Source organism: Geosporobacter ferrireducens, from assembly GCF_001750685.1.
GTDB lineage: Bacteria > Bacillota > Clostridia > Peptostreptococcales > Thermotaleaceae > Geosporobacter > Geosporobacter ferrireducens.
The window spans coordinates 4,921,016-4,937,252 of the sequence record NZ_CP017269.1 but is presented as its reverse complement, the minus strand read 5'-3'; the positions used below and the strand labels follow the sequence as shown (position 1 = coordinate 4,937,252).

The 16,237-nt window shown below is 38.5% G+C and carries 11 protein-coding genes, 1 riboswitch and 1 other annotated feature; of the genes, 4 read left to right on the top strand and 7 right to left on the bottom strand.

What is annotated here, in order from left to right; translation table 11 throughout:
• Positions 1 to 165: 165 nt before the first annotated feature.
• Positions 166 to 250, top strand: a riboswitch (cyclic di-GMP riboswitch).
• 71 nt (positions 251 to 321) lie between these two features.
• The gene (locus Gferi_RS23000; RefSeq protein WP_069980468.1) at positions 322 to 2,295 is read left to right on the top strand and encodes a methyl-accepting chemotaxis protein; all 1,974 of its coding nucleotides are present in this window, start codon (positions 322 to 324) and stop codon (positions 2,293 to 2,295) included.
• Between the two features lie 50 nt (positions 2,296 to 2,345).
• Here the strand turns inward: Gferi_RS23000 and Gferi_RS22995 are convergent, their stop codons facing one another.
• From Gferi_RS22995 to mnmA, 4 genes are all read right to left on the bottom strand, one after another.
• Positions 2,346 to 3,287: a dipeptidase gene (locus Gferi_RS22995; RefSeq protein ID WP_069980467.1), complete on the bottom strand. Its 942-nt coding sequence runs from the start codon at positions 3,285 to 3,287 to the stop codon at positions 2,346 to 2,348.
• Between the two features lie 98 nt (positions 3,288 to 3,385).
• Positions 3,386 to 5,821 carry a sensor domain-containing protein gene (locus tag Gferi_RS22990; protein WP_069980466.1) on the bottom strand — a complete coding sequence of 812 codons (2,436 nt, stop codon included), beginning with the start codon at positions 5,819 to 5,821 and terminating at the stop codon, positions 3,386 to 3,388.
• 171 nt (positions 5,822 to 5,992) lie between these two features.
• Positions 5,993 to 9,091: an isoleucine--tRNA ligase gene (ileS, locus tag Gferi_RS22985; RefSeq protein WP_069980465.1), complete on the bottom strand. Its 3,099-nt coding sequence runs from the start codon at positions 9,089 to 9,091 to the stop codon at positions 5,993 to 5,995.
• Between the two features lie 56 nt (positions 9,092 to 9,147).
• Positions 9,148 to 9,365 (bottom strand) — a binding site (T-box leader).
• Between the two features lie 178 nt (positions 9,366 to 9,543).
• Positions 9,544 to 10,674, bottom strand: a complete 1,131-nt coding sequence (mnmA, locus tag Gferi_RS22980; protein WP_069980464.1) for a tRNA 2-thiouridine(34) synthase MnmA — start codon at positions 10,672 to 10,674, stop codon at positions 9,544 to 9,546.
• A 273-nt stretch (positions 10,675 to 10,947) separates the two neighbouring features.
• Here mnmA and arcA point away from each other — a divergent pair, with 273 nt between their 5' ends.
• Together arcA and Gferi_RS22970 are read left to right on the top strand one after the other, a co-directional pair.
• A complete protein-coding gene (gene arcA / locus Gferi_RS22975) occupies positions 10,948 to 12,174 on the top strand; it encodes an arginine deiminase (RefSeq protein ID WP_069980463.1) in 1,227 nt (408 codons plus the stop codon).
• 109 nt (positions 12,175 to 12,283) lie between these two features.
• Entirely contained in the window at positions 12,284 to 12,511 is a 228-nt protein-coding gene (locus Gferi_RS22970; protein ID WP_069980462.1) for a hypothetical protein, read from the top strand.
• A 129-nt stretch (positions 12,512 to 12,640) separates the two neighbouring features.
• Here the strand turns inward: Gferi_RS22970 and Gferi_RS22965 are convergent, their stop codons facing one another.
• From Gferi_RS22965 to Gferi_RS22955, 3 genes are all read right to left on the bottom strand, one after another.
• The gene (locus Gferi_RS22965) at positions 12,641 to 12,841 is read right to left on the bottom strand and encodes a small, acid-soluble spore protein, alpha/beta type (RefSeq protein ID WP_069980461.1); all 201 of its coding nucleotides are present in this window, start codon (positions 12,839 to 12,841) and stop codon (positions 12,641 to 12,643) included.
• 283 nt (positions 12,842 to 13,124) lie between these two features.
• Complete coding sequence (locus tag Gferi_RS29245; protein WP_330389487.1) at positions 13,125 to 13,949, bottom strand: LysM peptidoglycan-binding domain-containing protein; 825 nt, start codon at positions 13,947 to 13,949, stop codon at positions 13,125 to 13,127.
• Positions 13,950 to 14,010: 61 nt separating this feature from the next.
• A complete protein-coding gene (locus Gferi_RS22955; RefSeq protein WP_069980459.1) occupies positions 14,011 to 14,706 on the bottom strand; it encodes a LysM peptidoglycan-binding domain-containing protein in 696 nt (231 codons plus the stop codon).
• Positions 14,707 to 14,929: 223 nt separating this feature from the next.
• Between Gferi_RS22955 and Gferi_RS22950 the strand changes: the two genes are divergently transcribed.
• Entirely contained in the window at positions 14,930 to 16,201 is a 1,272-nt protein-coding gene (locus tag Gferi_RS22950; RefSeq protein WP_069980458.1) for a M14 family metallopeptidase, read from the top strand.
• The last annotated feature ends 36 nt before the right edge of the window (positions 16,202 to 16,237 follow it).

Sequence of the window (16,237 nt, the reverse complement as noted above, 5' to 3'; positions counted from 1 at the left end):
CGTTTACAGTAAAATACTGTATTTTCTTGTAGAAATTTGGTTGACAATCCAATCCCTTTCCTTATATAGTAATTATGATTAAATAAATCTAAATACTTAGATTTCATCACTCTGTCAAGAATCTGCATTGTCAAATCCACTAGAAAACACGAAAAAGATGCAGCTCATTCGACAAGGCAAACTTATTGAAAAATAAGGACGCAAAGCCACGGGTCTAACGTAGCCATACTATGATCGTCGAGCTGTCAAAACTCCTTATATTCTTTTCTTATTTGTCCAACTATCGATCTGAGCAAAATCAATAAAAAAGGAGAGAATAGTATGCTAAACCGGATTACACTACGTACAAAAATCATCCTACTGCTTATTGTATTAACTGTATCCTCCGTATCCACTGTAGGATATATGTCTGCAAAAAGCCAGATGAACAGCCTTCAGGATAGCCTTACCAGCACTGCAACAGGTCTAGCGGACAACCTTAGCCATGAAATCAATTTGTTTTTAACCCAGAATGTTACGGTTCTTGAGGGAATCGCCTCACTTCCTCATGTGCGGGCTTTTGATCCTAATGATCAGAAAAACATTTTAGAAGCATTAATTAAAGAGCATACCAGCTTTGCAGTAATTTTCGCCTCAGATACTACAGGCATGCAGGTAGCCCGTTCTGATGGCAGGGATCAGTTTGACGATCTAAGTGAACGGGATTATATGAAAGCTGTATTAGCTAGTAAAAAAACTACGATTAGTGACGTGCTTATATCTAGAACCACAGGAAAGCCTTCAGTCGTTATTGTAACACCGATTTTAGGTCTTAATGGAGAATTTACCGGAACCATCGGCGGAACCTTAGACCTTTCTGTTATAGAAGAAATGCGCAAAAGAATCATTTTAGGCGAAACAGGTTATGCCTTTATCACCGATAATCAAGGGCAGATATTAGCGCATCCGGATACCGCAATGGTAGACGCTCAGGAAAATGTGGCAGATATTCCTGCTGTAGCAAAGGCTCTGCAGGGACAAAGGGGCAATGAAGACTACATATATAAAGATGCACATATCTTTGGCGCTTATACAACAGTTCCTCTTGTAGGATGGCCCGTCGTTGTAAGACAACCTTATGCAGAAGCCTATGCCCCAGTACAGACCGCCAAGCAAGAAACCATCGTAATAATAGGAATTGTTCTCCTTATCTCTATTTTGATCGGGTATGCATTTTCTCTTTATCTGCTTAAACCAATTACCGTATTGGTAGAAGCATCTAGTGAATTTGCCAAGGGTAACCTCGCTTATGATTTTTCAATCCATACCCAGGATGAAATTGGCAATCTTGCAAACTCCTTTCACAACATGCGAGACAATCTTAAGGATTTAATTAAGAAAATACTCCTTGCTTCTGAACAAATCGGTACCACTTCAACAACCGTGTTGGAATCCTCACAACAAACCAATATCGTTGCAACACAAATTGCAGAAGCCATTAGTCAACTGGCTTTAGGAAGTGATGAACAGGCAAAAAGTGTTCAAACAAGTTCTGAATCCGTTCGCAGCATCGTAGACTCTATTGACTATATCACAAAAATTAGTATGGAATCCTTTGAATCTGCTTTCGACGCAGAAAGTTTCATCACTCACGGTGTAAAAACGGTTGAAGAGCAGGAACAAAAAATGAAAGAAAGCAGTATTACTGTGCGTCATGTTGCAGACACCATTCTATCTTTGAATGAAAAATCTCTGCAAATTGGTGAGATTGTTGAGGTAATTCAAGGTATTTCTTCCCAAACAAATCTTCTTGCCCTTAACGCTGCCATTGAAGCAGCCAGAGCAGGAGAACACGGGAAAGGTTTTGCAGTAGTTGCCGATGAAGTAAGAAAGCTGGCAGAAGAATCACAAAAGTCTACAGAAAAAATTCAGCAATTAATCAAAGATATACAAAGTGCCATTAATGCAGCAGTGCGTGAATCAGATTCAGCAACAGAAACCATCGTTGAGCAAGAAAAGAATACCAGAAATACTACAGAAGTTTTTAGAAAGATCATGGACAATGTACAACGCATTACACTGCAAGTAAAAGACATCACTACAGCTACACAATCTGCAACGGCTGAAGGTAAGTCCATTGCTTCCGAGATCGACAGCATTTCAGCGATCTCTCAAGAGACCGCTGCAAGCACAGAAGAAGTAGCTGCATCCACTGAAGAACAAACTGCTTCTTTAGAATATATCAATACCTCCATCGAGGAATTGCATGAATTAGCCAAACAATTAAAAGTATCTGTAAACAACTTTAAATTATAAAAATTTATTATAAAAGACGCGTATCCAAGATACGCGTCTTTTATAGCCTTTTATAATAATACATCTTTAATAACTCTTAGTCCATTTTTATAACATATCTTTTCGATCTCATCCTCATTGAACTTATTTTTCTTCAATTCTATAACTAATTTTCCCAACTCACTTATATCTGCAATCTCCAGTTCAGGACTGGTGCCGTCAAAATCAGAACCAATAGCAATGACATCTATGCCCCCTACATTTCTAATATGCCGGATATGGCGCACCATATCTTCTACTCGACTTTGCAGCGGATTACCTAAAAATTCCTTTTCAAAGTTGATCCCCATTACACCGCCCTTTTCTGCTAGAATCCGAATCATCTCATCTGTCAGATTGCGGCTGTGATTTGTGACCCCTCTGGCATTAGAATGAGAGGCAATAAAAGGTCTCTTCGAAAGCCTTGCTACATCATAAAACCCTTGATCGGACAAGTGGGATACATCAATCAGCATGCCTAAATGATTCATCTCTTTCACCACTTCTTCGCCGAAGCCTGTGAGGCCTAAATTTTTAAACTCCGGATGACAGTTTGGATATCCGATCTCATTTGGGTAATTCCAGGTTAATGTAATCAACCTTACCCCTAAACGGTAAAAATTTCTTAAATGATAAAGTTCACCCTTCAGCGCTCCACCTTCCTCTATGGTCAAAAATGCTGAAATTTTCCCTTGTTTATCATTTGCCATCACTTCATTATAATTTCTTGCTAAACTTATTTCTCTTTCATTTTCTGCTAGTTCTTCAAAAAACTTATCTGCCATCTCCAGACAAGTCTCCAACGGATCTTTTTCGCCCCGGTAGTTGATATATAATGCAAAAAACTGAGCCATTGAATTGCTGCGACGGAGCTTCTCAATATCTACACAAAATCTGTTGCTGTTTAGATGCAGCGCTTTCCGCTCCGTCATCAACTGCAATATTGTATCACAATGAAAATCAATAAATCGCATGATCTCCCCCTCACTCTCTTAATGCTCTATCTACTATAAAAACAGAATACCTTATAATATTCTGTCTCTATTTATAATATCCTTTTGTTTTTATTCATTTAATAGACTAAAAATGTTTCTTCATGATAATTATGTATGAGAAATTTTTCGAAATCTTCTGCGGGTATAGGCGGACTAATTAAATAGCCTTGAATTTGATCACACTGATGGTTTTTAAGGTACAGCATCTGGTCTATGGTTTCCACACCTTCTGCCACTACTTTTATACCTAGATTTCGGGACATAGCGATAATCGCCGAAACAATAGCTTGATTGTCCTTATCCGAAGTAATATCTTTAATAAAGGATTTGTCAATCTTCAGCTTATCTAGTGGCAGCTGATTCAGCAATCCCAATGAAGAATAACCCGTACCAAAATCATCAATCGACAACTGGATACCCAGCCTTTTAAATTCTTTTAATACTTTTATCGTTAACTGTGGATTCTGAATAGCACTGCTTTCCGTAATCTCCAGTTCGAGATAGCACGGATCCAATCCAACTTCAGACAGGCAATTCGTAACCTTATGCAATAAGTTTTTCTGCTGAAATTGAACGGCAGATAAATTCACTGAAATGCATATTTTCTTCACCCCACTATCTTGCCATCGTTTATTTTGTAAACAGGCAGTCCGAAGTACAAAATCCCCTAGGGGTTTTATCAGGCCTGTTTCTTCTGCCAGAGGAATAAATTCAACAGGGGATAGAAAGCCTAGCTGAGGATGCTTCCATCTTACCAATGCCTCCGCACCAACCACTCTGCCAGAGCTTAAATCTAGCTTTGGCTGATAATATATCAGAAATTCTTCTCTTTCTAAAGCTTTTCGCAACTCATTCTCCATGGCCAATCGTTGCAATGCCTTGTCGTTCATTTTGGGTGTATAAAGCCTGTGTTGGTTTCTACCACCCTGCTTTGCTTGAAACATGGCAGTATCTGCATGTTTCAACAGCGTATCTACATCCTGTCCATCAGCTGGATATAAGCTAATGCCAATACTGGTACTTATATGTAAATCATGGGCTTTAATGCGTACAGGCTTATCCATCTTACGCAGAATTTTTTGCGCTACTTTGATCACACTTTCTACACTATGTATATCTTCTAGAATCACAGCAAATTCGTCACCCCCAAGCCTTGATACCGTATCCCCTTCGCGAAGACAATTTACTAATCGCCTTCCTACTTCCTGGAGTAAAATATCTCCAACAGGATGTCCCAAAGTATCATTAATGCGCTTAAAACGATCTAGATCCAGCATCATAACAGCGATCATCTTACCGCTCCTATGTGCATGGGCTATTGCAATAGAAAGACGATCATATAGTAAAGACCGATTTGGGAGACCTGTCAGGGCATCATGGTATGCTTGATATTTAATGTGTTCTTCTCGCTTAATTCGTTCTGTAATATCATTAAAAACAGATACGTATTGAATCGTTTTTCCAGACTCATCCTTAATAGCAGATATGGTAAGCCATTCTGGATAAGTTTCTCCATTTTTTCTCCTATTCCAAATTTCCCCTTGCCATTGCCCCTTTCTTTTTAAATCCTTCCACATCTCTCTATAAAATTTATCATCATGTCTTTGAGACTTTAAAATCCTAGGATTTTTTCCTATTGCTTCTGATTCACTATAGCCGGTGATTTTGCTGAACGCAGGGTTTACCCACTGAATTGTTCCCTCAATGTCTGTAACCACAACCCCTTCAATGGTGTTTTCAAATACCTTTGCTGCCATTCGCAATTGTTCATCATTGCGCTTTGACTCTGTTATGTCAATCAATGTGCCAATGACAGCAGGAGATCCCTTATAGAGTATTTTGCTGCCTAATACCTTGATATAAATAATACTTTTATCTTTTTTGACACCTTTAAATTGATATTGTATACTTTCAATTTCCCCTTCGATTCTTTTTCGAATGTTTTCCCATACCAGTCCATAGTCTTCTGGGGATACGATTTCTCGAACAGCCTTAAAAAGCATCTCTTCTTTTGTATATCCGAATATATCTGCCATCTGAACATTCACGTATGAAAATAAACCATTCTGTATAATATAAATCCCTACAAAGGACCCATCTACAATGCTTCTATATTTTGCTTCTGCTTCCTTTAGGGCAATTTCCGCATTTTTACGCGCTGTTATATCTACTAAATATTCTTCACAATGACAGGTACTTTCATCTTTCTCTTTAACGATTACTGTTAAACTATGTATCCACCGAATCTCTCCTGCAGCTGTACAAATTCGGTATTCCTGCTGAAGATAGTCTTGGTTAGACAGCATAAACTGCTGCTGATTCCTTTGAACCCTGTCTAAATCATCGGGATGAATAATACTGCAAAAGGTAATACGCTCTTGAATTATGTCTTCCGATCGATATCCGTACTGCATCATATTGGGAGATATATAAGCTATAGTCTTAGTTTTCCCTGGCTTCCATTTCAAAACAGTTATAGGTCCTTTATCAAAATCGCCCATTCTCTCATCCATATAATAATCTCCTTGTATATTGATACCTGCGATGATGTTATCAACAGATCTTAATCTACAAAATTCTACAATATTTTCTTTTTTCCTGCTATTATTTACCCAAAAACTGGAGAATTAAAAGATAACTTTGTGTATGTAAAAAAAATCAGCCCATCAGGCTGATTTCCTTTTTTATATACGTTCAATTTTAATACCGGTTTCATGCTCGTTTAGATCTTGCTTTTCTAAGTCCATGTCCGTTACTTCTTCAACAGAAACAGCTAGGGTTTCATGCATGATATATTCTTTATGTCCTTGGACCGCTTTGCTTACTTCTTTGTCACCATTGAAGCAGATTTTAATTTGATCCATCATTTCATAGCCATTGTTTTTACGCATTTGCTGTACCTTTGAAATAAACTCCCGGGCAAAGCCCTCATCGATCAATTCCTCTGTCAAGGTTGTATCTAGAATTACAAATAGATTATTTTCCATCTCTACTGTAAAGCCTTCCTTTGCAGAAATGGAAATCAATACATAATCCTTTAAAATCTCAGTATCTTCTCCGTTGAGCTTTAACATTATACGTTCTCCGGCTTCCAGTTTCGGTGCTACCTCAGCAGCATCTAACTGTGCAAGAACCTTTCCCAATTCCTTAATCTTAGGGCCTAAGATGGACCCGGCAACCTTGAAGTTTGGCTTTAAGCTGAAATTCATATATTCTTGAAGATTTTTCTCAAATACTACATCCTTAACGTTGAGTTCCTCTTCAATTAATTCTACTAAGTCTGAAATAAGCGACTCATATTTGCCGTCAATGAGAATCTTTTGAATCGGCTGCCGCACCTTGATTTTCGCCTGTGCCCGAGCCGCACGGCCAAGTCCCACGAGGTCTCTTACTAAGTCCATTCTCTCTTCTACTGCATCATCAATCATTTCAGTATTTCCTACCGGATAATTCGCTAAATGTACTGAAAGTTCTCCTGTTAAATTTTGATACATTTCATCGGATAAGAACGGAGCAAAGGGTGCTACCAATTTAGAGATACCAATAAGAATCTCATAGGTTGTATTATAAACTGCTTTTTTGTCGTCATTTAATTCTGTTGCCCAGAAACGGCGTCTCGCTCTTCGAATATACCAATTAGATAAATCTTCGTTTACAAACTCTTGAATTTTACGGACAGCTTTTGTTAAATCAAAGATCGCTAGCTCTCCCTCTACTGCTTTCAGCAAACTGTTATATTTTGACAATATCCAACGATCCAATTCTGGTCTATCTGCATAAGCCACAAAGAATTCATTCGGATCAATTTCATCTGTATTGGCATATAAGGTAAAGAAGTTGTATACATTTCGAATGGTACCAAAGAACTTGCTTTGTACCTCCTTCAGTCCATCTATATCAAAACGGGTCGGCGTCCATGCCGGGGACACATACAACAGATACCATCGCAGTACATCGGCTCCATATTGGTCAAACAGCTGGAATGGATCAACTGTATTTCCTTTGGACTTGGACATCTTTCTTCCTTCTTTATCCAGAATAAGATCATTTACCAATACATTTTTATAAGGAGATACACCCTTTACAAAGGTGGAAATGGCCAACAGCGAATAGAACCATCCACGGGTTTGATCGATCCCTTCACAAATAAAGTCTGCTGGAAATAATTCATTAAAGTTTTCACTGTTTTCAAAAGGATAGTGATGTTGTGCAAATGGCATAGCACCGCTGTCAAACCAGCAGTCAATTACTTCTGTTACACGGGTTGCTGTTCCTGCACACTTGTCACATCGAAGATGAATATCATCCACGTATGGCCTATGCAATTCCACACTTTCATCAATAGTTTCCACCGCTTTCTCAATTAATTCTGCGCGAGAGCCTACTGACTGTATATGACCGCATTCGCAACGCCAAATGTTTAGTGGAGTACCCCAATAACGATTTCTGGATAAGGCCCAATCATTTAAGTTTTCGAGCCAATTTCCAAAACGCTTTTCCCCTACATAGTCTGGATACCAAGATACAGATTTATTATTGGCAATCAGTTGTTCCTTCATTTTTGTAACTTCAATGTACCAGCTAGGCTTTGCATAGTATAAAAGTGGCGTAGAACATCTCCAACAGTGTGGATAGTTGTGATCCATCTTTTCCTTCTTAAATAGCTTTCCTTCACCATGAAGCCATTTAATAATGTCTACATCACAGTCCATAACAAATCTGCCTTCCCATGGTGTTGTGATATATTTGCCCTCTTCATTTACCGGCTGTAATACCGGAAGGTCATATTTTCGTCCAATTTGATAGTCATCTTCTCCAAATGCTGGGGCAATATGAACGATTCCCGTACCATCTTCTGTTGTTACAAAATCACCTACTGTAACAAAAAATGCTTTCTTCTCTGCCTTTACAAAGGGCATTAATTGCTCGTATTCTATATATTCTAATGCTTTCCCAGGCATTTCTTCCAAGACTTCATATTCTCCGCCGATTACCTTTGGCGCCAAGTTTTTTTCTACATAGTAAACTTTATCATTGAATCTCACCTTCACATAGGTATGTTCCGGATGTACTGCCAATGCTACGTTGGAAGCAAGGGTCCAAGGTGTTGTGGTCCATACGAGAAAATATTCATCTGCATCCTTTCTTTTAAAAGTTGCAATTACCGTATTAGACTTAATTTCCTTATATCCCTGAGATACCTCATGGGAAGCCAGGCCGGTTCCGCACCTTGGACAGTAAGGAAGAATTTTGTGACCTTCATAGATATATCCTTCTTTAAAATATTTATCTAAGATCCACCATATGGACTCAATATAGTCATTATTCAGTGTAATATAAGGATGATCCAAATCAATGGAGTAACCCATCCTTCTGGTCATTTCACGCCATTGCTTTTCATAAGAAAAGACAGACTCCCGGCATTTTTCATTAAAAGCTGCAATCCCATAATCCTCTATATCCTGCTTACTGGAGAGTTTCAGCTGCTTTTCTACTTCAATTTCCACAGGGAGACCATGGGTATCCCATCCAGCCTTACGTTTTACCTGATGTCCTGTCATTGTCTTATATCGACATACCGAATCCTTCAGCGTTCGAGAAATAACGTGATGGATTCCTGGTTTACCGTTGGCAGTAGGTGGTCCTTCAAAAAATACAAAGGATTTTTTTCCCTCACGGTTTTGAATACTTTTTTCTAAAATATCAATTTCGTCCCAAAAATCTGAAATCTGATTTTCCCGTTGGGCTACAGGCAGTTCTGATAAAGGTTTGAACTTTTTCATTCAATTCATCCTTTCGTTACATATTAATTAAAATGTAAAAGTCCCTAAGTCAATGACTTAGGGACGAATTAACCGCGGTACCACCCTGATTATAAGATAGTTCACCTATCCTATCACTTCATGCATATAACGTATGCCTACGGGATTCCCTACTGTCATTCAGGCATCCAGCTCTGAGGTGATCTTCACAAAAGGCCGTGTTGATAATCTTCCACCCTAGGATTATCTCTCTGTAAACCGTCTCTTTTATTACTCTCCTCTTCATCGCATTTCATAAATACTATTTTACATAATATAGTATACGTTATATCTTTAAAATGTCAAGGAAATTTCATCAATTTAATTGTTTTTCTTCTAATTTTTGCATATTTTTAAAAATTTGCAAGAAATTTTTGTGACATTCCTTGAAAATTCTTGAGAATCTATATCTAAATTCTCAAAATAATTTTTGATTAAGGCAGTAGATTCAGTTGCTGGATTTCTGACAACTTCTTATATACCTTATCAATAATTCCTCCACCAAGACATGCCTCCCCATGATAAAATACTACCGCCTGCCCTGGCGTCACAGCTTTTTGCGGTTTTTTAAATATTACCTCCGCTCGGCTCCCCTGCTTCATATAAACAGTAACCTCCTGATCCGGTTGGCGATAGCGAAATTTTGCAGTACATTCAAAAACCGGCGGCGTCTGCTTTTCTGTTACCCAATGAAGCTGCGTTGCTTCAAGGCCATATGAAAATAGCAAGGGATGGTTTTCCCCTTGAACCACATACAAAATATTATTGCCTAAATCCTTTTCCGCCACAAACCAAGGCTCTCCGGTTCCAGCACCGCCAATCCCTAAACCTTTTCTTTGTCCAAGGGTATAATACATTAACCCTTCATGATTTCCTTTGTATTCTCCTGAAATGGTCCTAATCTCTCCCGGCTGAGCCGGTATATAATTACTTAAAAACTCCTTAAAATCTCTTTCTCCAATGAAACAAATTCCCGTACTGTCCTTTTTCTTAGCCGTTTCTAGTCCTGCTTTTTCTGCGATTTCACGAACCTCAGTCTTTTCAAGATGACCTATGGGAAACATGGTTTTAGACAACTGCTTCTGCCCTAAGGTGCAAAGAAAGTAGGTCTGATCCTTGTTTCCATCCTTGCCCCGAAGAAGATGATATTCATCCTCCCAGAAACCAATTTGTGCATAATGTCCAGTGGCTAAATAATCCGCACCGATCTTTAAAGCGTATTCTAAAAAAGCCTTAAACTTGATTTCTTTATTGCACATCACATCTGGATTCGGTGTGCGGCCTCTTTTATATTCCTCTAAAAAGTATGTAAATACTCTATCCCAATATTCTTTCACAAAATTAATGGTATAATAGGGAATATGGATTTGATCACATACTTTTCGCACATCCGCATAATCCTCTTCCGATGTACAAAAGCCTTCATCATCTTTTTCTTCCCAATTCTTCATAAAAACACCGATTACATCATATCCTTCTTTCTTCAGTATATAGGCAGCTACAGATGAGTCTACACCGCCGGACATGCCGATAACTACTTTGGTATCCTTTGGAGCCTTATTCATTTTTCTAATCTCATCCTCTCTGAAATTTTTATGGGTCTACTCTATAATCTTGCTGCATGCACCCTCGTGTTTAAATCACGCCTATTAGAATTTGCTTTACTAAAAGTAATATCTTTTTTAAGATACCCACAGCTATCAAAGATATACCTAGCGATATAATCTTTGATTAAAGTAGTAGTTTTGAATAAAATAGATGAAGATTTCATCATACTATCCTTGTAGATAATGATTCATTTTTGGGTGTCACGCTAGAGCAAGGAGGATGATTATATAATGAATACTGACAATAGCATTTTCATTTACAGCGAAATTGGACAGTTAAAAAGTGTTCTGCTCCATTGTCCAGGAGAAGAGATAGAAAATATTGTACCGGATTATTTGAGGAGATTGCTTTTCGATGAAATCGCATATCTAAAACAAGCAATAAAAGAACATAATCAATTCGCACAATTATTGCGCAACGAGGGTGTAGAGGTAGTCTATTTGACTGATTTAATGAAAGAAGTACTTCAGTCAGAGGAAGTCAAAAAACAATTCTTATTGGACTTTATTAAGGAAGGCAGAATCGATACTGAGGGATTGACAGAAGCCTTAGTGGAATATTTCAGCCACTTTTCAAATAATGAATTAATTCATAAATGTATCTCCGGTGTGCGAAAGGAAGATTTACATCATATTAAAAGAAAATCTTTAGGTGATATGGTAAAGAATGCATATCCTTTTTACCTTGATCCCATCCCAAATCTATATTTTCAACGGGATCCCTTTGCCTCCATTGGAAGCGGTATTACTTTAAATGTAATGTCTGCCAATACACGTAACCGTGAGACTCTTTTTGCTAAGTATATATTCGATCATCATCCTCGATTTAAAAATATACGTCGATGGTATGATAGAGACACTACCCATGCAATTGAGGGCGGAGATATCTTAGTTCTATCTGAAAAAGTAGTGGCTATTGGAATTAGTCTACGTACAGAAGCAGAGGCAATTGAAAAAACTGCAAGAAATCTATTTGAATCCAACGAATCTTTTGAAACAGTTCTTGCTTTTGATATTCCTAAAACACGGGCTTATATGCATCTAGATACGGTCTTTACAATGGTAGACTACGATCAATTTACTATTTTTCCGCAAATTGAATCCCCCTTGGATGTGTACAGTATCAGAAAAGGAATTGGCGATCATTTACAAATATCATCTGAAGCTGATGAACTATCAGCCATCCTAAAAAAATACCTAGACCTACCAGCAGTAAATTTAATTCCCTGTGGCAATGGAGACCCAATTGCTGCGGGTAGGGAGCAGTGGAATGATGGAAGCAATACACTGGCAATCTCACCGGGTAAAGTCGTATGTTATAATCGAAACTATGTTACCAACGAGGCATTACGCCAACATAATATTGAAGTATTGGAATTTGAATCTTATGAATTATCAAGAGGGCGTGGTGGTCCACGCTGCATGAGTATGCCCCTGGTTCGAGACATTCTTCATTAGAATTTAACAAATTTTTGTAACCTGCCTTCTTTTACTTGCATATTTTATAATATCGGAAGATAAAACATAAAAGTAAATCTTTTTATTAAGTAAAAGGAGGTAGTGATAGATGAGTGATAAAGCTGCAGTAAAACCTGGTTATGGTTTGTTTGGTAGCGATACTAGTTTACTTTTCTTCTTCTTGCTTTTGGTTGTATTATTTGGTGGAGGACTATTTGGACCAGGATGCGCACCAGGCGGTTTCTTAAACAACCCTAGCTTGTTATTCTTCTTCTTGTTGCTAGTTATATTGTTTTGTGGACCCGTTTTAGGGATCGGCACCGGCCCTCTTTGCTAAGCATACACCACAATAGAATTGAGAACCTTATTCTCAATTCTATTACATAAATCTGCAGCTGCAATTTATGTATATAATCACCTTCTTAAATGTAAATGCAGCAACCGGGATCTCTCCCGGTTGTTGCATTTACTGCTTATCAATTAATTGCCTTTCTCCTATCTCCACCAACTTCTTGGTCATTTGTCCTCCAATAGTCCCGCCATAAAATCCAATAATCCTGGATGGCAAATTTCCTTTGTCGATGGATATTTCACTTTCATTTCCAAACTCTTCCTTCATCTTATTTGCTGCTTCTATTGCCTTTGAATTGATCTTCATATGCTCCATTCGACTTCACCTCACTTTTCCAGAGTTAACACTCATTATTATTATTCTGCAAAGCTTTTTTGTCATACCCGGTAATTATCGCCGAATAATATTTATAATTCCATTTTATATACAGGGAAAGAAAATCAAAACCATTGCGGATCCCTTCGTCTGCAATGGCTGGTCCATAACAATATATTTTTGATCTTCTGTTTTCTAATCATCCACCTTTTCTCTAATCTAAACTTATGATAATCCTATGCTTTAACTGCTTTGTTCTTTTAACACATTCTTTTGCTTATTATTAGAAGATTCTAACCGTTGTTCCAACAGGCACAAAATTAAACAGTTCATTTACATCCCTATTATGCAACCGAATACATCCGTTAGATGCCATCGTGCCGATGGAAGCCGGATTGCTGGTGCCATGGATCCCATAACTTGGTTTTGACAAGCCTATCCACCGTGTACCGAAGGGTCCACCTGGATTTACCTGTTTATTTACTGTGCTAAATGTCCCCTCAGGGGTAGGTGTACTGGGTTTACCGATTGCAACAGGATAGGTCTTTACTACATTTTCGTTATGATACAAAGTAAGTGTAAAGGCAGCCTTATTAATCTCAATACGAACCGGTGACGGTGCAACAGGTATGCAGATTGCCTGACCTACTATGATATAATTGGGATTGATATTGGGATTTAACTGCTGAAGTTCACTGATGGATACATTGAAGTATTGTGCAATACCATAGAAAGTATCTCCGGGCATAATTACGTAATAATTATCTTGAGGGCATCGTACATGTACTGGTGGTTCCACTGCTGGTATACAGATCCGCTGTCCAACTTGAATCCAATTAAGATCTACTTGCGGGTTGATATTTATAATTGCCTGTACCGTCGTATTATATTGTTGTGCAATTGTACCCAGTGTATCTCCTGCTTTAATTACGTAAGGTATGGAGCCTGCCGGACAATTCACCGCTAAATTTTGCGGTATGCAAATTTGCTGCCCGATAAAAAGCCTATAGGGATCTATACCCGGGTTTGAACTGATTATTGCCTGTACCGTCGTATTATATTGCTGTGCAATTCTATTCAGTGTATCTCCGGTTTTAATCGTATACACCACTGTCCCCTCAGGGCACTGAACAAGAGAAACGTAACTATGCATTAAATCACCTTCACCATTAAAATATTTTTATAATTGTTTCTACGGGTACCAGATTAAAGAACTGCTCAATGTCCTCATTGGCCATAACAATATTTCCATTTGTAGCTTCAGTCCCTATTAAATGGATATGACTTGTACCATGGATAATATAATTAGGTACCGATAATCCCAACAATCGAAGACCAAATTTTTCTTCTGGCGTTACTTCCTTATATAGAATCTTATAGGTGCCTTTAGGGGTTTGTGCATTTGCTCTTCCTACGCCAACGGGATATGTCTTAAATATGCTGTCACCATGGTATAGTATAAGCATTTTCGTACTTGTATTTACTTCAATTCGAACTACCGGCGGCGCAACAGGTATGCAAAGATACATATTTACATATAAGTCTTCAGGTCCAATTCCCAGGTTCGTTTGTAAAATTTCTTCCACAGTCATATTAAAATACGTTGCAATAGATTCCAGTGTATCGCCCGCCTGAATAACATAATAATTTGTAGTCGGGCAGGAAGGGTACTCCTGCTGTCTTGCAGGAATACAAATCTGCTGTCCGATTTGAAGCATATATGGATTAATTCCGGGATTCACACGGATAATTGCCTGTATTGTTGTCCCGTATCTCGGGGCAATGCTGCTCAATGTATCCCAAGGCTGGATTACATAGGGCATCGTTCTCTTTGGGCATTGGTGAGAAGGCGTATAATCAAACATTAAAATCACCTCCTAAAAAGTTTATTAATATATCATACGCAAATGCTGTTTGTGGTGTAACCTTTAGGAGTTATTTCCGTTCCACCATCCTTACTTTCACAGTGATCTTACATGAGTAGATCTTATCCCCGGCAGTCTTTCCTTGTTTATTTGTAATGGAACCATTTGATCTTTTGGTAATATTATATCTAGTAAGAAACCAAATAAGTGTGGTGGTGATATTATGGAAACTTTATTTTTAGGTTCAAGAGGCCCTAATGTAAAGCTTATACAAAGTCTTTTGGCTAGAATCGGCTATAACCCTGGCCCTGTGGATGGTGTGTTTGGTACGCAGACCCGACAAGCAGTTATAGCATTTCAGAGAAACAATGGCCTTGTACCTGACGGTATAGTTGGTCCCGCAACCTGGAGGCTTTTTGAGAGATTTTTAAGCGGATATGACACTTACGTAATCCGTGCTGGGGATACCTTATACAACATAGCTCTCAGATACTATACTACGGTGGATGCCATACTCACAGCCAACCCAGGAATAAACCCCCTGCTGCTTAGAGTGGGGCAAACGATTACAGTACCGTACGGAATTGATGTAGTCTTTACAGACATAGATTATACTTATGATATAATGGAGCGAGATATACAAGGACTTAAGGCAATATACCCTTTTATTGAAGTAGGTGTAGCCGGTCAAAGTGTTCTTGGCAGAAACTTATATTATATCCGCCTAGGTACAGGTCCTAACGAAGTACATTATAATGGATCTCACCATTCCCTTGAATGGATTACGACTCCACTCTTAATGAAATTTATAGAAAATTTTTCCCGAGCCTATTCAACTGGTGCCAGTATACGGGGTTATAATATCCGAGATATTTGGAATAGGAGCAGTATCTATATCATTCCCATGGTAAATCCTGATGGCGTAAATCTTGTACTTGAAGGTTTAAGACCAGACAATCCATATTATCAACAACTTCTCCAGTGGAACACCAGTGGTCTACCTTTTTCTCAAGTATGGCAAGCAAATATAAGAGGGGTAGATCTAAACCGCAATTATCCAGCGAGTTGGGAAGAGGGCAAAGCACAAGAAGCAATTTTGGGCATAACGGGCCCAGGCCCAACCAGATACGGAGGACCTTCTCCACTTTCGGAACCGGAGACACAAGCACTGGTTGATTTTACAAGGCAGCATAATTTTAGAATGGTGTTAGCATATCATTCTCAAGGAAGGGTTATATTTTGGCTTTACAAGGATATATTTGTTCCCCGTGCACAGGAAATTGGTCAGGTTTTTGCGAGGGCAAGCGGCTATACCCTTGCTTACACACCTTACGAAGCAGCCTTTGCAGGATATAAGGATTGGTTTATTGAAGAATTCAGAAGGCCCGGATACACCATAGAAGTAGGATTAGGCAGAAATCCGCTGCCGATTACACAGTTTGACACAATATATAGGGAAAATGAAGAAATACTGCTGTTAGCGCCAATTATATAGTTGAGACAAGTAAAAAATCCGTATTTATTGTCCTAA